Origin of the sequence: Sphingobacterium sp. UBA2610 (assembly GCF_002339225.1) — a bacterium.
Lineage (GTDB): Bacteria > Bacteroidota > Bacteroidia > Sphingobacteriales > Sphingobacteriaceae > Sphingobacterium > Sphingobacterium multivorum.
Genome location: NZ_DDKA01000010.1, coordinates 54,458 through 74,701 on the forward strand (window position 1 = coordinate 54,458; position 20,244 = coordinate 74,701).

The 20,244-nt window shown below is 39.2% G+C and carries 15 protein-coding genes; 6 read left to right on the plus strand and 9 right to left on the minus strand.

All coding sequences use genetic code 11. The features are described from left to right. Positions 1-40: 40 nt before the first annotated feature. Positions 41-877, minus strand: coding sequence for an MBL fold metallo-hydrolase (locus B4Z47_RS07210; protein ID WP_112376373.1), 837 nt, complete (start codon positions 875-877; stop codon positions 41-43). A gap of 281 nt (positions 878-1,158) precedes the next feature. On the opposite strand from B4Z47_RS07210, the gene pckA reads away from it, so the two are divergent. Beyond that, positions 1,159-2,778, plus strand: coding sequence for a phosphoenolpyruvate carboxykinase (ATP) (gene pckA / locus B4Z47_RS07215; protein WP_070561208.1), 1,620 nt, complete (start codon positions 1,159-1,161; stop codon positions 2,776-2,778). An 84-nt stretch (positions 2,779-2,862) separates the two neighbouring features. On the opposite strand, the gene ppk2 is transcribed toward pckA, so the two are convergent. From ppk2 to B4Z47_RS07230, 3 genes are all read right to left on the minus strand, one after another. Further along, positions 2,863-3,672, minus strand: coding sequence for a polyphosphate kinase 2 (gene ppk2 / locus B4Z47_RS07220; protein ID WP_046672869.1), 810 nt, complete (start codon positions 3,670-3,672; stop codon positions 2,863-2,865). An 873-nt stretch (positions 3,673-4,545) separates the two neighbouring features. Continuing rightward, positions 4,546-8,088: a chromosome segregation protein SMC gene (gene smc, locus B4Z47_RS07225; RefSeq protein ID WP_115048833.1), complete on the minus strand. Its 3,543-nt coding sequence runs from the start codon at positions 8,086-8,088 to the stop codon at positions 4,546-4,548. 69 nt (positions 8,089-8,157) lie between these two features. Further along, positions 8,158-8,862 (minus strand): DsbA family oxidoreductase, encoded by a 705-nt coding sequence (locus B4Z47_RS07230; RefSeq protein WP_159332947.1) that lies wholly within the window; start codon positions 8,860-8,862, stop codon positions 8,158-8,160. 110 nt (positions 8,863-8,972) lie between these two features. Here B4Z47_RS07230 and B4Z47_RS07235 point away from each other — a divergent pair, with 110 nt between their 5' ends. Further along, positions 8,973-9,788 (plus strand): patatin-like phospholipase family protein, encoded by an 816-nt coding sequence (locus tag B4Z47_RS07235; RefSeq protein ID WP_070561100.1) that lies wholly within the window; start codon positions 8,973-8,975, stop codon positions 9,786-9,788. 108 nt (positions 9,789-9,896) lie between these two features. Here the strand turns inward: B4Z47_RS07235 and B4Z47_RS07240 are convergent, their stop codons facing one another. Further along, positions 9,897-10,811, minus strand: coding sequence for a glycerophosphodiester phosphodiesterase family protein (locus B4Z47_RS07240; protein ID WP_070561099.1), 915 nt, complete (start codon positions 10,809-10,811; stop codon positions 9,897-9,899). 378 nt (positions 10,812-11,189) lie between these two features. Between B4Z47_RS07240 and topA the strand changes: the two genes are divergently transcribed. The 3 genes from topA to cmk are packed head-to-tail and all read left to right on the plus strand — an operon-like array spanning position 11,190 to position 14,700. Next, positions 11,190-13,589 carry a type I DNA topoisomerase gene (gene topA, locus B4Z47_RS07245; protein WP_070561098.1) on the plus strand — a complete coding sequence of 800 codons (2,400 nt, stop codon included), beginning with the start codon at positions 11,190-11,192 and terminating at the stop codon, positions 13,587-13,589. 2 nt (positions 13,590-13,591) lie between these two features. Beyond that, positions 13,592-14,005, plus strand: coding sequence for a hypothetical protein (locus B4Z47_RS07250; RefSeq protein WP_046672862.1), 414 nt, complete (start codon positions 13,592-13,594; stop codon positions 14,003-14,005). Beyond that, complete coding sequence (cmk, locus tag B4Z47_RS07255) at positions 14,005-14,700, plus strand: (d)CMP kinase (protein ID WP_070561097.1); 696 nt, start codon at positions 14,005-14,007, stop codon at positions 14,698-14,700. Before B4Z47_RS07250 ends, cmk begins: the two co-directional genes overlap by 1 nt. A 52-nt stretch (positions 14,701-14,752) precedes the next feature. Here cmk and B4Z47_RS07260 read toward each other — a convergent pair whose 3' ends face one another. The 4 genes from B4Z47_RS07260 to B4Z47_RS07275 all read right to left on the minus strand — a co-directional run bounded on the left by B4Z47_RS07260 (position 14,753) and on the right by B4Z47_RS07275 (position 17,944). Continuing rightward, positions 14,753-15,046 (minus strand): hypothetical protein, encoded by a 294-nt coding sequence (locus B4Z47_RS07260; RefSeq protein WP_115048829.1) that lies wholly within the window; start codon positions 15,044-15,046, stop codon positions 14,753-14,755. Positions 15,047-15,208: 162 nt separating this feature from the next. Then, positions 15,209-16,408 (minus strand): pyridoxal phosphate-dependent aminotransferase, encoded by a 1,200-nt coding sequence (locus tag B4Z47_RS07265; RefSeq protein WP_070561095.1) that lies wholly within the window; start codon positions 16,406-16,408, stop codon positions 15,209-15,211. A gap of 97 nt (positions 16,409-16,505) precedes the next feature. Then, positions 16,506-16,880 carry a DUF1573 domain-containing protein gene (locus tag B4Z47_RS07270; RefSeq protein ID WP_075992841.1) on the minus strand — a complete coding sequence of 125 codons (375 nt, stop codon included), beginning with the start codon at positions 16,878-16,880 and terminating at the stop codon, positions 16,506-16,508. 98 nt (positions 16,881-16,978) lie between these two features. Continuing rightward, a complete protein-coding gene (locus B4Z47_RS07275) occupies positions 16,979-17,944 on the minus strand; it encodes a KpsF/GutQ family sugar-phosphate isomerase (RefSeq protein ID WP_070561093.1) in 966 nt (321 codons plus the stop codon). 101 nt (positions 17,945-18,045) lie between these two features. Between B4Z47_RS07275 and recQ the strand changes: the two genes are divergently transcribed. Next, positions 18,046-20,235, plus strand: coding sequence for a DNA helicase RecQ (gene recQ / locus B4Z47_RS07280; protein WP_115048827.1), 2,190 nt, complete (start codon positions 18,046-18,048; stop codon positions 20,233-20,235). Positions 20,236-20,244: the final 9 nt, after the last annotated feature.

Here is a 20,244-nt window from a genome sequence, read left to right on the forward strand (position 1 = left end):
TTCTTTTTATATCCTATTTCATCTTCTATAAACGTCTCAGCTAAATGTCGCTCAGTTTGAAAATATCCTTTACCCGAATACCTTTTTCAGTACGCTGAAGTGTACAGCATTCATGTATCGGATCGTGTTCGAAAAATAAGATGTATTCATTATCGACGATCTCATTCCAATAGCTGTTGCGTTCCTCCATGGTCACGAGAGGTCTAACATCATAGCTCATAACATAAGGAATGGGGATATGTCCCACCGATGGCAATAGATCCGCCATATAGAGGATCGTTTTGCCTTTATACAGTATCTGAGGCAGCATCATCGCTTCTGTATGACCGTGTGCATAACGGATAGCAATATTGCTTCCGAAAGGATTTTGGTGATCTTCGACAAATTTTAATTGCCCACTCTCTTGTATTGGTAAAATGTTCTCTTTTAAGAAAGAAGCTTTTTCGCGTGGATTAGGATCGGTAGCCCAAGACCAATGGTCGCTATTGCTCCAAAAATGAGCATTTTTAAAAGCCGGAACGAGTTGTTCACCTTGGCGGGCGATAGCGCCACCACAATGATCGAAATGCAGGTGTGTAAGGATGACATCGGTGATATCACTTCTGTCAAACCCACTATTTTTTAATGATTTATCCAGCGTTGCATCGCCATGAAGATAATAATAGCTGAAGAATTTTTCATTTTGTTTGTCTCCCAATCCTGTATCGACCAGCATTAAACGATTACTGTCCTCGATGAGGAGCAGGCGGTTTCCCCAGGTACACATATTGTTTGAGTCGGCCGGGTTTGTTTTGTTCCAGATACTCTTGGGGACAACGCCAAACATTGCACCGCCATCAAGTTTGAAAAATCCCGTTTCTATGGCATGTAATTTCATTCGCAGATGATATGTCTTTTAATGATCTGTTTTTACCTTATTAATATTTGTAAAGCTTGGAACAATTTACGAAAAATATGTGATATTTTTTGATGGTGATAAATTGATGTGCTAAAAAAATATGCTAAAAAGTTTAATTTTTTTTACCTCTATAAGTTGCTGTTAATGAGTGTTTTGTTTTTGTGTTTTTTGTACAATAAGCTTGATTTTTAGGTAATTAAGTTTTGTTTTTAGCGAAAAATGCCTTTAAATTTGGGCACATTTTAAAACAAACAAAAAATATGAAAAAGGGTAACATTGGAAACGCGCCTGATTTGAAATATTTAAAAATTGATAGTACAAAAAATGTATTTTATCAATTGCCTGTTTCTGAATTGGTCGAACATGCCTTAGCAAATCACGAAGGTCGACTTTCTGATACGGGAGCGCTAGCTGCTGATACAGGGAAATTTACTGGAAGATCGCCAAAAGATCGGTTTCTGGTCGAAGATTCTTTAACTAAAGATAGCGTTTGGTGGGGAGAGATCAATCAACGAATGTCTCCGGCTAATTTCGAAGCACTACTCTCGAAAGTAGCGGCTCACTTAAGTGATCAAATCATCTATGTAAGAGATTGTGCTGCAGGGGCTGATCCAGCTTATCAAATAGATTTACGTGTTGTTACGGAAACAGCTTATCAAAGTATATTTGCCAATAACCTGTTTCTACGGCCGGAGCCAAATCCAGATGCCCAGCCAGCCTGGTCGATTTTAGCCGCTCCGACGCTGCTTATCGATGAGCCGCATCAATATGGCATTATCAACGAAAATTTTGTCGCGATTGACTTTACAAAAAAGATAGTACTGATTGCAGGGACCGGTTACACGGGGGAGATTAAAAAGAGCATTTTTTCAATATTGAACTTTATTTTGCCATTCCAGCATAATGTGCTTTCTATGCACTGCTCGGCGAACACTTCGAAGGAAGGGGAGACAGCGTTATTTTTCGGACTTTCAGGTACAGGGAAAACGACCCTGTCGGCTGATAGAAACAGAAAGTTGATTGGTGATGATGAGCATGGATGGAGCGAAAGGGGAATATTCAATTTCGAAGGCGGCTGCTACGCCAAATGTGTAGGGTTGTCAGAAGACAAAGAACCTGAGATCTTTCACGCAATTCGTTTTGGGGCTCTCCTTGAAAATGTTGTGTTGGATGAATTTGATCGACCTGATTATAACGATATTAGCAAGACAGAGAATACGAGGGTATCCTATCCCATCGATTTTATGGAAAATGCCGAAATAAATGGAATTGGCAATGAACCAGAAAATATTTTTTTCCTTACAGCAGATGCTTTTGGTGTACTTCCTCCCATTTCATTGTTGACCACCGATCAGGCGGTATATCATTTTGTCAGTGGTTATACAGCAAAGGTTGCCGGTACAGAGGTCGGGATAAAGGAGCCTACAGCAGCATTTTCAACCTGTTTTGGACAGGCATTTTTACCGCTCCATCCTTCAAAATATGCGGCCTTGCTGCGTTCGAAACTAGAGCAAAATCGTAACATCAAAGTTTGGCTAGTGAATACAGGCTGGATTGCTGGTCCTTACGGAATAGGTAGACGTATTAAGCTGAATTATACACGATCGCTAATTCGCGCGGCCATGGACGGTTCACTACTGGAATCTCAGTTTAATAAGCATGATATTTTTGGATTGGAATATCCAACGAGCTGTGGAGAGCATGTTCCTGCACAAATTTTAGATGCACGCGGTTTATGGAACAATGATGAGGCTTATGACATGCAAGCAAAACGCTTGGCGAAGCTGTTCATTTCGAATTTTGAAAAATTCAATAATGAAATGCCGGACTCCGTGCTGGCCGCAGGACCTAAAATCGAAACTACGATACTTGTATCTTAATTCGTTTTAATATTATAAAAAAACAGGAGGAAATACTTTTCCTCCTGTTTTTTTATAATGATACCTTACCAGACCGACAGTCATTTAGTCGTGTTTTGTAACGAAAGAATCTATTTTTTCCTGCTCACTTCCAACAAGCGCATTGATAATCAGTTTGAAGGACGCTAAGCGGGCCTTTTTCTTGTTATCTTTGGTAATTTCTAACCAAGGCGATTTTTTGGTGCTTGTCTTTTTAAATAAATCTTCAATATAACCCGTATAAACATCCCATTTCTCCTGCGCCTGCTCGTCCAGCACACCGATTTTCCATTGTTTTAGGATATCTTCTTTTCGCTCTTTTAATCTTTCGGCCTGCTCTTCTTTGCTGATATTCAGGAATAATTTGATAAGGATGATGCCATCGTCGATTAACTGCTTCTCAAATTCAGGAACTTGGTTCATAAACAGCTCGTGCTGTTCCTTGGTGCAAAATCCAAATACTGGTTCAACAACAGCTCTGTTATACCAGCTGCGGTCGAAAATCACAATTTCCCCAGCATTGGGGAGCTGTTTGATATATCGTTGAAAATACCATTGTCCAGCTTCCTCCTCGGTTGGTTTAGGCAATGCAACAACGCGCACCTTTTTGGGATTCAGGTATTGGGTTACACGGCCAATTGTACCGCCTTTACCCGCAGCGTCCCTGCCTTCAAAAATAATCAGTACTCGTTTTCCTTTTTCAATGATTTCATATTGAAGTTTTAAGAGCTTGACTTGGAGCTCGTAAAGCTCCTTTTCATAATCGTAAACATCATTGAATTTTTTTATCTCCAGAATGCCATGCTGTTCCAGATAGTTTAAAACATCTTTGTTTTCGTAGATCTTCTGAAGTTCATTTAAATCGTATTCTGCCATATGCTATTGATTTATACGTTCGTTTTCCTAAAGTTACTTATTGAATTGTTAAAAAACGTCAAATTTCATATAATTCCGAATGGGATGTGTAATAATAAGCTCTTCACTTACGTTTAGAATTCTAAACAGCAAAAAAGGCTGTTTGCATAAATAAGACTTTTCATAAATTTAGGTTAATAATTGGTTAGGTTAGCTCGGAGTTCCCCACTTCGAGCTTTTTTGTCGGATGGGGGATCGCTTCAAGAGTACGAAAAAATACGATTCTGTTCCCGCTTAATTGAGCTGATCCTCCGTTTATTCTAAATGTTAAAAAATGTTAAATGGCATCTATTCTTATAATGAATTCAAAAATGCGACGTTTTCATTACAAATACTTTTCATAAAATAGGTTAATATATGGCTAACGAAAGCTCAGAGTTCCCCACTCTGGGCTTTTTATTTTTCAGGTCCCATTTTCGACTTAAAGGCTTTTTTTGACTTAAGTCAATGTTAGCTTTTTGATCCGTAGCATATTTGTACTCGAAATATAGTTGTGTGGGGGGGGCAGTCATAAAAAAGTTGCATTACAGATGCGTGGTACAGCACTTGGAGCTTGTGTTGCATTGGTGGATTTGCCTCTACGAATGGCAGGGGCATTGGCGGGATTAGTAGCGGGCCCGTTTGGTTATCAGTCGGTTTATTTATTGGGGGAATCAGCTGTCTGCTCGCTATCCTTATATTGATCTGCGACATGAAATAAGCTCAGAGCAATTCACTGTTTGTTGCAGTAAAGAGTCTCATTAAAGTCGGGCGGAACTTAAATCGATATATATAAAATAAGACGGACCAGATGTACATCCGGTCCGCCTTATTTATTGTGTATTTTGCTGCGCTCTAGGCAACTTCTCTTAGATCTACTGCTACTACACGGGATACACCTTGTTCCACCATGGTTACTCCATAGATGATGTCTGTACTTGCAATCGTTTTCTTATTGTGTGAGACTACGATAAATTGTGAATTTTTCGAAAAATCCCGGATAATATTGTTGAACTTATCAATATTCGTATCATCTAAAGGAGCGTCCACCTCATCGAAGATACAAAATGGTGCCGGTTTAGAAAGATAGAGTGAGAATAAGAGAGCTGTTGAAGTCAAGGTCTTTTCACCACCCGAAAGCTGATTGATAGACAGCGGCCTTTTCCCTTTGGGTCTTGCAATAATGTCGATATCTGAATCCAACGGATTGCTCGGGTCTGTGAGTACCAGGTCACAGCTGTCTTCTTCGTTAAATAGCGAACGGAATACTTTAACGAAGTTATTCCTCACGGCATCAAATGTAAACATAAACTGAACCTGAGCGGTATCGTCAATTTCTTTTATTGTTGCCATCAAGGATCCTTTTGCTTCAATTAAATCAGCTTTCTCTTTGTTAATGAAATCATAGCGTTCGTTCATCTCGTCGAAAGCCTCTTTTGCCATCAGATTGATCGTTCCAAATTCATCAAGCTGTTTCTTGAGTTTGCTACATTTGGTTGCCAATGTCGCTTGATCTTCTGTGATCTCAGGCGCATCTTCACGGTCAATTAGATCTTTCAATTCAATGTTGAATTCAACGGAAAGGCGTTCTTTTAAGGCATTGAGGTCGATCTGCAGACCTGTTTTTTTATCTTTGATCTCTGAAATAAGAAAGTCACTCTGCTCTTTTGAACGACGCTGCTGTGTCAGGGCGTCTTCGAGATTATTGATTTTCTGCTTATCTGCATAGTAGTTGTCTTCCAATTCTTTAAGACCATCTTCTAAAGCAATCTTCTGCTCATACATGGCAATAAGATCCCGATCTTCTTCATCTTCAAATGGAATGGTTGTTCTTAACGCTTCTTGCACTTCAACTAATTCTGCACTGTTTCGCTCCAGACGGAGTTCGTGGTCATCCTTCTGCGTCTCTCTAAATTCGAGATCTTTCGTGATATTGGAAACTTTGTTTAACTGTTGATGATAAGCGATATTCTCTTGATTGTATGCGGTCGATTTTTCGTTAAGTATTTCAGCTATTTCATGGAACTGGTCCTGTAAAGTCGATAATTCGGCGATACTCTGTTCTTTTTCCTGGCGCAGCTCCTGAAGCTGTGGCTCGGCAATCCTTAAATCTGATTCTATACTTTCAATTTTCTCCTGAATATCTTTTTTACGGGCCTGGGAGTTATTGATGAAGGCTTGATATTGCTCTTGCTTTGTTTTGACAGTAATTAATTCATTATTCAGTCTATTGAGCTGAAAACGAAGCTCATCGATTAACTCTTTCTGCGAATTGCCGCGTAGTACATCCAAGCGAGCTGTTTCGGCGGTTATTTTATCTTCAAGTTTTGCTATTTCCTGATTTAAGGTTTTGATCTCTTGGGATAACACTTCGAGGTTTTTCGCTCTTCCGATACGTTTGCCCTCAAATAATCCCACGGAACCACCAGAAAGACCCAAATGATGTTTCGAAAAACGTCCATTTTTTTGCAGAATCACCTGTCCCAGAGCAGGTAGCTTTTCATCCAGTTCTTTTTCATTGTCATGTTTAAGAATAAAGACCTGCTGGAGCAGCATCGTACATAAAGCCTTGTACTTTTCGTCTACTGTAATCACATCCAACGCAGACATCAAATTGTCATTTGGTGCAGGGGCAGCGCTTGGCGAGTGTGTTATGGCATCTAAAACAAAGAAATTAGCTCTTCCTTTTGCGGCATCGCTCAATAGCTGAATTGCTTGAACAGCATCTTGTTGTGTTTCGACAACATAGTGATTCATTATAGGCTCTAGATAGTTCTCAATAGCCACGCGATAATCTTCCTGACAGAAAAGGACATCTGATAGGAGCGGAGGTTGCTTTTTCCATCCTGCATTTTTCTTGAGGAACCGAATGGAATCGGGGAAACCTTCTAAATTATCAACAAGAGATTTCGTGAGGTTGTATTCGTTTTGTTTGGCATCTACCAGACGGAGGTCTTTGGCAAGCTGGGCCTTAAGTTCTTCTAGGTTTGCCTGGCACTGACTGATCTGTCCTTGGAGCTCTTCTTCCAGCTGGTTTGCTGAGTCATACTGTAACTGCTGTGCTTCCACACGGCCTTCCAGTTCAGTAACAGCAGAATTAAACTGCTGCAATTCGGCTTCTTTTGCTTCTGTATCTACACTATTGCGAACAGATTCTTGGAGGAGGGCTTCTTTCTGAATGGTAAATACGGCAAGATCTTTTTCTAATTTGTAGATTTTTGCCTGTAATTCAGCATTACTCTTATTAAAAAGATCAAGCTTTCCCTTTGCCGATTGTTGCTGTCCCCTCAGTTCGTCGACTTCGGATTTATCCGATTCAAGATTCGTTTTTAACGAATCGAGTTTATTTTGTTCATCAAACAATTCTTCATTCAGTCGTTTGATGGTGTAGAGTACATGATTAAGCTGTTGTTTATCACTGTTGATATCGAGGTTCAACCGGTTCTCTTTATCTTGAAGATTTTTGACCTTTTCGTTTTTGATCTTCTTTTCCGATTCATAACCTCGGATTTTATTGACAAATTCCTGCGTTGTTTTTTGCTGTACCGAAAGGTTTTTTTCTTGTTCCAAATTTGTCTGGCGGAGTGATTGGAGTTCCGTTTCCGCATTCAGAATACTTTGATGTGCATTGGCAGCATCTTTCTGAACCTTGGATTCTTGTGTTTGAAGTCTTTCCAATTCAGTCGAGAAATCTGCTATTTTATAATAAGCCAAATCTATACTGCTTTGGCGGTATTCTGCTTTAAGTGAGGTATATTTTTCAGCTTTTTTAGCTTGATTTTCTAATGATTTGAGGTTCTTTGTGATTTCGTAAAGCAAGTCATCTACACGGCTAAGATCGGCCTCAGTATCTCTCAGCTTTGCCAAAGTCTGTTTTTTACGAACTTTATACTTAGAGATTCCAGATGCTTCTTCGAAGAGGTTGCGACGTGAATTATCTTTATTATTGATAATTTCATCAATCATTTTCAATTCGATGATCGAATAGCTGTCCGCACCAACTCCGGTATCCAGGAACAGATCTGTGATATCTTTTAAACGACATTTGACATCATTCAATCGATATTCACTATCGCCGTTGCGAAACAGCTTCCGCGTGACGGTTACTGTCGAGAATTCCGTTGGCAAAATATTATTGTTGTTGTTGAAGGTCAGCGAGACCTCTGCAAGGTTTGCCGGTTTTCTATTTTTCGTTCCATTGAAGATAATATTTTCCATCTTATCGGAGCGAAGCATCTTTGTGCTCTGCTCTCCCAGCACCCAGCGTATGGCGTCGACCACATTGGACTTCCCACATCCATTGGGGCCAACAATCGCTGTGACACCATCATTGAAGTTGATCGTGATCTTGTCTCCGAAACTTTTAAATCCTTTAATTTCTAGTTTGGTTAACTGCATTTATACCAAATTTGTTTGTCGTTATAAGCTTGCGAAAATAGTAAAATTAAACAATAATTTTTCCTTTCTTTATTCACATTTTCCTGTTTCAGGATCACATGAAGGGCCTTCTTCGCCTCTGCGTTCAAGCGGTGTTGGCTGACTGGCCAAGCATTCATTTATGGTGTTGTGAAAGACTTCCATGGGCTGTGCTCCGGGGATAGCATATTTTCTGTCAAATACAAAGAAAGGGACACCTCGGAGTCCTAAGCTGACACCTTCTTGAATATCCTGTGCAACATCATAAGCATATTCATCAGATTCCAATAAGTTTTTTACCTCCTGAGCGGAAAGATGCTCTTGCGCAGCAATCGTGCTGAGCACCTCGTTGTTATTTACATCAAGACCATCCGTAAAATGAGCTTTAAATAAGGCTTTCTTGATCTGAGTGCCTTTTTGTTGCGCTTGGGCAAAATGTATCAGACGATGTGCTTTTTTTGTATTTACAACGATTGCTTTTTCAAAGTTCAGATCAATACCCAGCTCTTTTCCTTGTGCACTGAGCTGTGAGGTCATCGCAACGACATCGTCCATACTCATGCCTTTCGTTTGAACGAGGTAATCGTAGGTTGGCATTGCTGGAGCATCTTCGGGATAATCAGGGTTAAGCTGATACGATTTCCAGATGATTTTAGCGGATGGCTTACTTGTGGACTCCTGAAGAGCTAGTTCAAGCTTTGTCAGACCAATATAACAAAAAGGACAAATGATGTCCGACCAAATTTCTATTTTCATATTTCTTTTTTTACTGCGTATATTGTAATCAAAAATACATATAATAACGATGATTATCTGTTTACATTGTTGCATGGATGTAAACAAGTGTTTCAAGTATTTGTATAACTATGGTGGAGAAAGCTTTTTTAAATCGTAAAGTTACCCTTGTTCTGGGCGGGGGTGGTGCAAGAGGCCTGGTGCATATTGGTATTATTCGACGTCTTGAAGAGCTGGGCTACGAAATCGATGAGGTGGTAGGTTGTTCAATAGGAGCGCTTGTCGGTGGTATCTATGCACAGGGGAAGATGGATGTTCTGGAAGAATGGATGCAGCGCCTGACGAAGAAATCGGTCTTTAATATGATGGATTTTAGCTGGAAGGGACTGGGGATGATGAAGGGGATCAAGGTGTTTAACGCCTTGAAATCTGTGATTCCGGATGCTAATATTGAGACTTTCCCTATTTTGTTTAAAGCCGTTGCGACAGATCTAAACTACGAAAAGGAGGTTGTGCTGGACTTTGGAAGTATGTATGATGCCATTCGGGCGTCGATTGCCATTCCCGCGGTGTTTACAGCTGTAGAAGACGACAATCATGTCTATGTTGATGGCGGGGTACTCAATCCATTGCCTATAAATCATGTCACCAAGAAAGAGAACCTAATCATAGCGGTTAATCTGGAATCTAAACCGGATAAACAATATTCTGTTATCAAAAAACTGGATACAAGGACTTCGAATTCGTTGGATATACTCCAAGCGTCATACTATGTGATGCGCAGGAAAATGAGCCGTATGATTGTTGATTTATACCGGCCCGATGTGGTGGTGGACATTCCCTATAATATCTGTAACCTTTGGGATTATCACCGCTCTGAATTTTTGGTCCAGAAGGGGCGGGAATATATTGACAAAGCATTAAAAAACAAAGCCAAAGCAAAGTAGTTTAGGACGATCAAGGGACTACTTTGCTTTGGCTGTACATGGTTTCTCTGGCATTGAGATACACTGAAACTGATATTTTTATTCTAAGCGAACCATGCGAAGTATTTGTTAAAACAAATTGGGGTAATCGCTAATAATGCCATCAACTTTCACGGCTTTTAGTTGCTCGATTTCTTCTTTCGTATTGACTGTCCAAGGAATGACCTTGATACCAGCTTTGTGACACTGCTTGACATAATCGCTTGTTACTATTTTATGATGCGGACTTATAATAAAAGGCGTAAAACCCAAAGCTGCAATTGTTTGCTCAATACTTTTTGTATGGTTTGCATCAATAAGATAAGAAACTTTGATTTGAGGATATGCTTTGTGCAGATAGTTAATGGCTCTGCTATCAAACGATTGAATAACGGTTCGCGCAGCAATTTTTTTATCGGTGATTACCTGTACCATAAGATCCACAAATTCTTCAACCCTTGGATGGAAAATACCATCTTTATCTTCCTTACTTTTCACTTCGATATTGTAAAACATCGGCGCTTTCCTTTTTAGATTTGCGTAGGCTTCAGTACTATCAATAAGGTCTGCTAGTTTTGCTATACGTGTAACCTGTTTTTTTTGTTCAGGAAACTCTTTGTAAAATTTCGATCCGATATCGTACTTAACCAGATCTTTATAAAGCATATCGTAAATTCTCAACGGTTTGTCCTTGTCAGAAATTTCGGTGCCATTGGGTTTCAATACAAACTTCGGGTTAAGGTAATCGTCGTGAAAGACAACAACCTTACGGTCTTTGGTAATATGACAATCCATTTCCAGTGTTGTCACCTTTGCAAAATCTATTGCATTTTTCATGGCAGCGATAGATTCTTCAGGGTATAGGCCGCGGCCACCACGATGCGCTTCCAAGCTAAGTTTAGGGAAATTGTCTGAAGTTGATTTTGCTGAATCTTTCATAACTGAACAAGATGCAAATGGTAATAACGTGCCCCAAAAGGCAATTCTGAGAAGACTTCTTTTCATTATTAAAATATTTAAACAAAATAGCGGAGTTGTTATATATTGCCCTTTTGAATAAGCGAATATACATATATATTTTGCTTTTACGTATTTTAACTGTTTCGAATACTTGATTTTGCAACTTTATGAAGGTGAATTCGAAACCGAATAAAGTTAAATGAATTTGTTTTGGTTTGAAATTGAGGGGCACAAAGTAGTTCGATGGGCAAATTACCTTGATCTGACAGCGTTTCTATGCCAACCATGAGCTCGTTACCTGCTTCTTGATTGTAGGATAAATTTCTTAATTGTCGACATGAAATCTATTTTTTTTGTCTTTTTTGTAAGAAATTATTGTCATTCCTTTCAGAATTCCCTTTATTTGCACAAATCTCAAATTAGATGGCGAAAAATTTATTGATAGTTGAGTCTCCGGCGAAAGCGAAAACGATAGAAGGGTATTTAGGAAAGGATTTTTTGGTCAAGTCAAGTTATGGACATATTCGCGACTTGGTGAAAACCGATGATGCAATTGATACCGAAAAGAATTTTGAACAAAAGTATGAAGTTCCATCCGACAAAAAGGCGGTTGTAAGTGAACTGAAGAAATTGGCTAAAGCTGCAGAAACCGTTTGGTTAGCGTCCGATGAGGACCGCGAAGGAGAGGCTATTTCATGGCATTTATTTGAGACTTTGGGATTAAAAGATGAAAGCACAAAAAGAATTGTGTTTCATGAGATTACAAAGCCAGCTATTTTGAAGGCTATTGACAACCCGCGTAAAATAGATTATAACCTCGTAAATGCACAACAAGCGCGAAGGGTGTTAGATCGATTAGTCGGATTTGAATTGTCTCCGGTTCTATGGAAAAAGGTGAAACCTTCTTTATCTGCCGGACGCGTGCAGTCAGTTGCGGTTCGTCTGATTGTAGATCGTGAGCGTGAAATCAATAAATTTGAACCCGAAGCGGCTTTTAAGATCGTTGCTTTTTTTCATACGGGAAAAGTTAAGGATAGTTTTAAAGCCGAGCTTCCGCAGCGTTTTGCGACAGAGGCAGAGGCGACCAAATTTTTGGAGGATTGTAAAGCAGCGCTTTTTTCTGTAAAAAATCTCGAAACAAAACCTGCGAAGCGTTCACCGGCAGCGCCATTTACTACATCAACATTACAGCAGGAAGCAAGCCGGAAACTTGGATTTTCGGTTGCCCGCACCATGCAGGTGGCTCAAAGGCTGTATGAATCAGGACGAATTACCTATATGCGTACCGATTCTGTTAATTTGAGTGATACGGCGATTGAGGCTGCTGAAAAGGAAATCAAATCGGCTTATGGTAACCAGTACCATAAAGTCAGAAAATATAAAACAAAGACATCGGGTGCACAAGAGGCGCACGAAGCTATTCGTCCTACTTATTTCTCTGAGCACACCATCGATGGCGATGCATCCGAAAAAAGATTATACGAGCTTATTTGGAAAAGAGCAATTGCTTCTCAAATGAGTGAAGCGGAGTTTGAACGTACATTGGCAAAAATCGACATATCAACTCGTACTGAAGATTTGAATGCTTCAGGAGAGGTGATGAAATTTGATGGATTCTTGAAAGTTTACATGGAATCCTTGGATGACGATCAAGACAACGCGATGGACGAAGATAGTGACAATGCTATTCTTCCACCATTAGCTGTTGGTATGCCATTAACGTTGAAAAACATGTCGGCGACGGAGCGTTTTACACGACCTCCAGCACGTTATACGGAAGCTGCTTTGGTGAAAAAATTAGAGGAATTGGGAATTGGCCGTCCTTCAACCTACGCCCCTACGATTTCAACGATTCAAAACCGCGGGTATGTCATAAAGGAAGAGCGTGAAGGTAAATCGCGCGATTACCGTGTACTGACATTAAAGGATGCCGAATTAACAGCGGTAACAAAAACCGAAATCACTGGTGCCGAAAAAGGAAAAATGTTTCCAACAGATATCGGTGTTGTCGTGAATGACTTTTTGGTTGAACACTTCAACGGTATTGTGGATTTTCATTTTACGGCCAACGTAGAAAAAGAATTTGATGATATTGCGCATGGACTGACCGAATGGACAAAAATGCTGCATGATTTCTATGGGCCTTTTCATTCTGAGGTAGAAGATACTTTAGTCAATGCAGATCGTGCGAATAATGAGCGTGAGCTCGGTGTCGATCCGGTTTCCGGTAAGCCTGTTTCGGTTCGCATTGGTAAGTTCGGCCCATTGGTACAGATTGGTTCTCCTGACGATGAAGAGAAACCTCGTTTTGCTTCCTTGAGAAAGGGACAGATGATCGAAACCATTACTTTTGATGATGCCATGGAATTGTTCAAATTACCGAAAAAAGTTGGTTTATTTGAAGATAAGGAAATGACGGTTGCTGTTGGGCGATTTGGACCTTATATCCGTCACAATTCGGCGTTTTACTCACTACCAAAAGGTGTTGACCCATTGGATGTGACAGAAGAAGAGGCGATACAGATTATCAAAGACAAACGTCAGAAAGATATCGAAAAAGTGATTCGGGTTTTTGATGAAAATCCGGATGCTCAGATTGAACAGGGACGCTGGGGGCCATTTATTCGTTTTGGCAAGCAGAATCTGAAGATTCCTAAGGGAACGGAAATTGAAAAAATTACCTATGAAGATGTGTTAAAATGGGCTGAGGCGGATGCGCCAAAAGGAAAAGCAACTAAAACAAAAACAACAGAAAAGAAAACTGTAGCAAAAAAGACTACCGCTAAGAAGGCTCCAGCTAAAAAAACTACAAAGTCTAAATAAGCATGAAAGCAGATTTGCCTGAAAATATAGTCAAAGACATTATGATCGCCGTCGTTTTGGAAGGTGAGACGGTGGAGACAAAAAATTGGACTGTCTATGTTATCAACGACAAGAATATTGCTATTCAGAACGTGCTGATTAGCTCAAAAGGTTATGGCGAAAAGGATGGCCGACAAGTAACAACAACGACTTTGCGTCATTTTATTGGTAATATAGAAGCTAAATCTTTCGATCGTGTTGAAGCGATTGATGAACAGGTATTCGGGCTTACAAATGAATATTGGTTGAGTTTTTATATTGATAACATTATTTACGATAAAAAATATATCTTTTTACCTGAAAGCATTGTGGATGGTAACCTGACTAAGGTTCCTTTGGTCAATCGCCCAGGTGTAATCATAGGAGGAAACGAATAATGAGTGGACGTCACAATTTTATTATTGCCATAGATGGTTTTTCCTCCTGCGGTAAGAGTACACTGGCAAAAGCTTTGGCAAAAAAACTGAAGTTTGCCTTTATTGATAGCGGAGCCATGTATAGGGCTGTCACACTCTATTTTATCCGGCATAAAATAGCGCTGGATGATCAAGAAGCGATCGAAAGCGCACTAAAAGATATCCATATTGATTTTATCCCAAATGCAATAAAGACGGAGATCCATCTAAATGATGAGGATATTTCGGAAGAGATCCGTCAGATGTATATTTCTGATAAAGTTAGTGATGTGAGTGCAATTAAAGCTGTCCGGGTTGCCATGGTTGCCCAGCAGCAAAAATTGGGTAGCAGACGAAATATTATTATGGATGGCCGTGATATCGGTACTACTGTTTTTCCAGATGCTGATCTGAAGATTTTTATGACGGCCGATCCTAAAGTACGTGCTGCGCGACGTTATTTGGAGTTGACGGAAAAAGGGGAGGATGTGACGTTGGAAGAAGTCGTGGAAAATCTTGCAACACGTGACCGTATCGACAGTACCCGTGCGGAAAGTCCATTACGACAAGCGGAAGACGCGATTGTTTTGGATAATTCTAATCTGACACCAGAACAACAGCTCCATTTTGTTGAAGAAGAGTATTTGAAAGCTAAGGCTGCAAAAGTCCAATTATAAAACACAAAGAAGGCCGATTATTTAATCGACCTTCTTTGTGTTTGGAATATCATTATTTTATACTGTTAATTTGTTGTTGTTCCAATAATTTTCCAACATTGTTCTTTTCTCCAAACTCTGCTGTCTCATCTTGAAAAGATTCCAGAAGAGCTTTAATAGCATCTGAATTATCTGATGTACGTTGATAGATATCGGGAATTGTTTTTTCGATATTTTTATCGCCGAGTTCAATGTTATCAACTTCGATTTTGCCTATTTTTTCCAAAACAGCTTGCTGGCTATTTCTGACATCTTCTAATTCTCTCGCTATTTTTTCCATCAATTGGAATTTCTTCAATTTATCCATATGAAATCGCTTTTGTTACTATTAGAAGAACAAGATGCTTCAAAACTTTGTTTTGTTTTTTTTTAAAAAGAAATAGAATTGGGGTTTATGGGAAGGAACCATGAAAAAAGAAAAAGGCGGAACATGCATGTTCCGCCTTTCTTAAGTGCTGTTATCTTATTGTTAATTTGTGCGTCCCGGATACACTTGGAGTGCTTTCTCTAAGCAAACTAAAGCGCTTTTAAGATCATCCTGATTCAGTACATAGGCCAGGCGGACTTCATTTACTCCAGCACCCTCTGTACTATAAAAGCCCGTAGCTGGAGCCATCATAACTGTTTCGTTATTGTAAGAGAACTCTTCCAACATCCATTGACAGAATTTATCTGCATTATCAATTGGTAATTTGGCTACGACGTAAAATGCGCCACCCGGGTTAGGAGAGTAAACTCCTTCAATGGCATTGAGCCCTTTTACGAGGGTATCTCTTCTTGCTGTATATTCTTTGGATACCGCCTCGAAGTAACTGTCTGGTGTATCAACAGCAGCTTCACCCGCTATTTGTCCTTCTAAGGATGGGCTTAAGCGCGCTTGTGCAAATTTCAGTGCTGTCTGATATAGTTCTTTATTTTTGGTAATGATACATCCAATACGCGCACCACAAGCGGAGTAACGTTTTGATACTGTATCAAAAATAACGACATTATTTTCGAGACCTTCTAAATGCATTGGTGAGATAAACGCTCTGCCATCGTAACAAAATTCACGATAAGCCTCATCTGAAAAAAGGTAAAGATCATATTTTAGACAAAGTTCACGAAGAGCTTCGAGTTCTTCTCTGGAATAAAGGTAACCTGTAGGGTTATTTGGATTACAGATGCAGATTGCTTTGGTTTTAGCGGTAATTACTTTTTCAAATTCGGCGATGGAAGGTAATGCAAATCCACTTTCAATATAGGACATGATTGGTTTGATTACCACATCGGAGGAACAAGCAAAACCATTGTAATTCGCATAAAATGGCTCTGGAATGATGATCTCTTCGCCTTCATTTAAACAGGCTTGCATAGCGATCATAATCGCTTCCGAACCACCATTTGTTACTAATATATCTGTCGGCTCGATATTATAATTTAGCTTATTATAATATTCTGCTAACTTGTTTCGGTAAGAGGCTGTACCTTCAGAAGGTGTGTAGGCCCACACTTTGAACTGTATATTTTTCAAAGCATTAAGCATCACTTCAGGTGTTTGGATATCAGGTTGTCCGATATTGAGGTGATATATCTTTTTACCTTCTTTTTTTGCTTGATCAGCATATGGCGTCAACTTTCTAATAGGCGACGCAGGCATATTCAGCCCTTTTTCTGATATTACTGGCATTATAGTTTTTTTAAAATTAGTAGTGCAAAGCTAACCAAAATAAAACGAAAAAAGCCACATGATAATGTGGCTTTTTTCGTTTTATCTATGGGAATTGTTATTCTACAATACCCTTAATGTATAGCGTTTTTACAGGAGTCTTGGTATTCGACTGCACCGTGAAGCTCTTTGTGAATGGCGCTTTTGCTGCAGCATTGTAAGTCACTTTAATCGTACCACTTTCTCCTGGTTTGATTGGCGTTTTTGTAAATTCTGCTACAGAACATCCACAGGTAGGCACCACGTTGGAAATGATAATTGGCTCGCTACCGGTGTTAGAAAATTTGAAATTATACGAAACGGGCGTGCCGGCAGGAATTTTACCAAAATCATGTGTTTCTTTTTCGAATTTAAATTCTCCTTGTCCTGTTTGCATCGAAGAAAAACCAATAAAGGAAATGATCACTGCTAAGATTGTTATATACTTTTTCATGCTTCTAAAATATTACTTTACGATTAAAATAGTACAACTGATATGCCAAATTTAATATTTATTGCCAATTTATTGTACATCTAACAACTTTATTACAGTTATATTATCCCTTCTTTCAATAGATCCTGTATGTGGATAACACCAGCGTAATTTCCTTTGTCGGAAACCAATAGTTGTGTGATATTGTTTTCACGCATAATATGGAGCGCATTGGCGGCCAATTCATCTTTATCGATAATTTTAGGTGATTTTCCCATGATATCGGCGGCAGTAATTGTCGCTAAATCCGTGTGTTTCTCCAGCATACGACGGATATCACCATCTGTGATGATGCCAAGTATGTTTTCATCATCCAACACGGCGACAGCTCCCAGTCTAAACTGTGTTATGGTGATGATGATATCACTTACTGTGGCTTGTTGTGGGACGCTAGGTTTGCCATTCTGATCGGATAGATCGCCGACTCTCAAGTACAGCTTTTTGCCTAATGCTCCTCCTGGATGGTATTTTGCAAAATCTTTATCCGTGAAATCACGGCACTCTTGTAATACCACGGCAAGCGCATCACCCATTGCCAACTGAGCAGTTGTACTTGAAGTTGGTGCAAGGTTGTTGGGACAAGCTTCTTTCTCAACGGTGGTATTTAAAATATAGTCGGCATTTTTAGCGAGGTAGGAATCTGTATTTCCGACCAAAGCAACCAATACATTCTTTGTCTGTTTTAAAAAGGGAACAAGTACTTTAATCTCAGGTGTATTACCACTTTTAGAGATGGCAATAATCAAATCATTTTGTTGGATGATACCAAGATCTCCATGGATAGCATCAGCAGCATGCATAAAAATCGATGGTGTACCTGTCGAATTGAGCGTTGCAACTATCTTTTGAGCAATAATAGCGCTTTTACCAATTCCAGTTACAATAACTCGGCCGTGCAAATTAAGAATACGATCGACAACGGTAACAAAATCATCATCAATATATTGAGCTAAAGCAGCTACTGCCTTGGCTTCTTCTTGAATAGCTTGAATAGCTATATTTTTTATTTCGTAGTTGTTTTTCACAAAAAATACTCTTACTTTTATGTATTAGAATAGATTGCAAAAATAGATTATTTTTCAAGATTATTTCTTCATTTATCTATCTTATTTTTGCCCAAGGCGCAATGGAAATAGAAAAATCACTTTTCGACAATTTACAAGATTTTTTTGGTTTTGATACTTTTAAGGGGGATCAGGAGGCAATTATAAACAGTATTCTTCAACGGAGAGACACGTTTGTAATTATGCCAACCGGAGGAGGGAAATCAATTTGCTATCAACTTCCAGCACTCATGAGTGAGGGGACTGCAATTGTTATTTCTCCGTTGATTGCTTTAATGAAAAACCAAGTAGATCAGCTTCGTGCATTCGGTGGCGAAGATAGTATCGCTCATTTTTTGAATTCTTCATTGAATAAAAGTGAGATTACAAAGGTTAAGGATGATGTAATCGCTGGGAAGACCAAATTGCTGTATGTCGCTCCGGAATCTCTTGCTAAGCAAGATAATTTGGACTTCTTACACCAAATCACCGTGTCATTTGTAGCGGTTGACGAAGCGCATTGTATTTCCGAATGGGGACACGATTTTAGACCAGAATATCGTAAAATACGCCAGGTCATTAATGAAATAGGGGCCAATATTCCTATTATTGCGCTTACAGCGACAGCAACACCTAAAGTACAGTCTGATATTCGTAAAAATTTGCAGATGACTGATGCTGTTTTATTTAAGTCATCATTTAATCGTAGCAACTTATATTACGAGGTAAGACCTAAAAAAGATGTCGTAAAAGAAATTGTACGTTTTATCAAAACCAAATCGGGTAAGACGGGCATTGTCTATTGTTTGAGCCGTAAAAAGGTAGAAGAAATCAGTGAGGTTTTGAACCTAAATGGCATCAAAGCTTTACCTTACCACGCGGGTTTAGACGCCAAAACAAGAGCAGATACACAGGATAAATTTTTGATGGAGGATGTCGAAGTGATTGTGGCTACCATTGCTTTTGGTATGGGAATAGATAAACCTGATGTTCGTTATGTGATTCACCACGATATTCCTAAATCCATGGAGGGATATTATCAGGAAACTGGACGTGCTGGACGTGATGGGGGTGATGGTTATTGCTTGGCTTTTTATTCGGAAAAAGATGTTGAAAAACTGACCAAGTTTATGAAAGATAAACCTGTGGCTGAACGTGAGATTGGCACACAGATCTTAAAAGAGGTTATTGATTATTCGGAGTCTGCAGTATGTCGCCGTAAACAGATTCTTCATTATTTTGGAGAAAATTTTGACGAGCAGGGCTGTAATAATATGTGTGATAATTGTCGTTCGGAAAAAGAATATTTTGAGGCCGAAGACGCTTTAAAAGATGTATTGGGCTTTATTCAAGAACAGGGTGAAAAATTTGATGATCATCACGTGATTAACGTCATGATCGGCCAAAACAACCAACCCGTATCCGCCTATAAACATGATGAACATCGTCTTTTCGGAAAGGGCAAAGATAAAGGTGTTATTTATTGGAAATCCTTACTTAGGCAGGCAGTGCTTGATAACTTTATCGAAAAAGATATTGATCATTATGGCCTTTTAAAATTGCCAGCTATTGGTCGTCATTATCTGGATAATCCTTATCAACTAAAATTTGTTTTGAATCGTCCAATTGAAGGGGGGGATAATACAAGTTCGGAAGATACAGGACAGGGTACAGGGGCCTTAGATACCGTCTTGTTGGGTATGCTTAAAGATTTACGTAAGAAAATTGCAAAGGGCAAGTCCCTGCCGCCGTTTGTTATCTTTCAAGATCCTTCGCTGGAAGAGATGTGTACACATTATCCAATTGCTATCGATGAGTTGAAACAGATTCAGGGGGTAGGGAATGGTAAAGCGATTAAATTTGGTGCTCCATTTATTGCCTTGATCAAAGACTATGTTGAGGAGAATGAAATTGATAGACCTGTGGATCTTGTCATTAAGAGTACAGCTAATAAATCGGCATTAAAAGTGTCTATTATTCAAAATATCGATCGTAAAATTGCATTAGATGATATTGCCTCAGCTAAGGGGATAACTTATGAAGAAATATTGAAAGAAATTGAGACGATCGTAAACGCAGGAACGAAAATCAATATCAATTACTTTATTGATGAGGTCATAGATGAGGATCGTCAAGATGAGGTATATGACTATTTTAAGACAGCAGAGACTGATTCAATTAATGATGCGCTTAAAGAATTAGGTGGAGACGATTATAGCTATGAGGATCTCCAATTGATGCGAATCAAATTTTTATCAGAACTCGGCAATTAATTTTTTATA

What these genes read in the sequence shown, in the direction of transcription:
- pckA (WP_070561208.1), top strand. Translation starts at nt 1,159, where the DNA reads ATGAAAAAGGGTAACATTGGAAACGCGCCTGATTTGAAATATTTAAAA.
- recQ (WP_115048827.1), top strand. Translation starts at nt 18,046, where the DNA reads ATGGAAATAGAAAAATCACTTTTCGACAATTTACAAGATTTTTTTGGT.
- B4Z47_RS07270 (WP_075992841.1), bottom strand. Translation starts at nt 16,880, where the DNA reads ATGAAAAAGTATATAACAATCTTAGCAGTGATCATTTCCTTTATTGGT.
- B4Z47_RS07230 (WP_159332947.1), bottom strand. Translation starts at nt 8,862, where the DNA reads ATGAAAATAGAAATTTGGTCGGACATCATTTGTCCTTTTTGTTATATT.
- ppk2 (WP_046672869.1), bottom strand. Translation starts at nt 3,672, where the DNA reads ATGGCAGAATACGATTTAAATGAACTTCAGAAGATCTACGAAAACAAA.
- B4Z47_RS07240 (WP_070561099.1), bottom strand. Translation starts at nt 10,811, where the DNA reads ATGAAAAGAAGTCTTCTCAGAATTGCCTTTTGGGGCACGTTATTACCA.
- B4Z47_RS07250 (WP_046672862.1), top strand. Translation starts at nt 13,592, where the DNA reads ATGAAAGCAGATTTGCCTGAAAATATAGTCAAAGACATTATGATCGCC.
- B4Z47_RS07260 (WP_115048829.1), bottom strand. Translation starts at nt 15,046, where the DNA reads ATGGATAAATTGAAGAAATTCCAATTGATGGAAAAAATAGCGAGAGAA.
- B4Z47_RS07210 (WP_112376373.1), bottom strand. Translation starts at nt 877, where the DNA reads ATGAAATTACATGCCATAGAAACGGGATTTTTCAAACTTGATGGCGGT.
- cmk (WP_070561097.1), top strand. Translation starts at nt 14,005, where the DNA reads ATGAGTGGACGTCACAATTTTATTATTGCCATAGATGGTTTTTCCTCC.
- B4Z47_RS07235 (WP_070561100.1), top strand. Translation starts at nt 8,973, where the DNA reads ATGGTGGAGAAAGCTTTTTTAAATCGTAAAGTTACCCTTGTTCTGGGC.
- B4Z47_RS07265 (WP_070561095.1), bottom strand. Translation starts at nt 16,408, where the DNA reads ATGCCAGTAATATCAGAAAAAGGGCTGAATATGCCTGCGTCGCCTATT.
- topA (WP_070561098.1), top strand. Translation starts at nt 11,190, where the DNA reads ATGGCGAAAAATTTATTGATAGTTGAGTCTCCGGCGAAAGCGAAAACG.
- smc (WP_115048833.1), bottom strand. Translation starts at nt 8,088, where the DNA reads ATGCAGTTAACCAAACTAGAAATTAAAGGATTTAAAAGTTTCGGAGAC.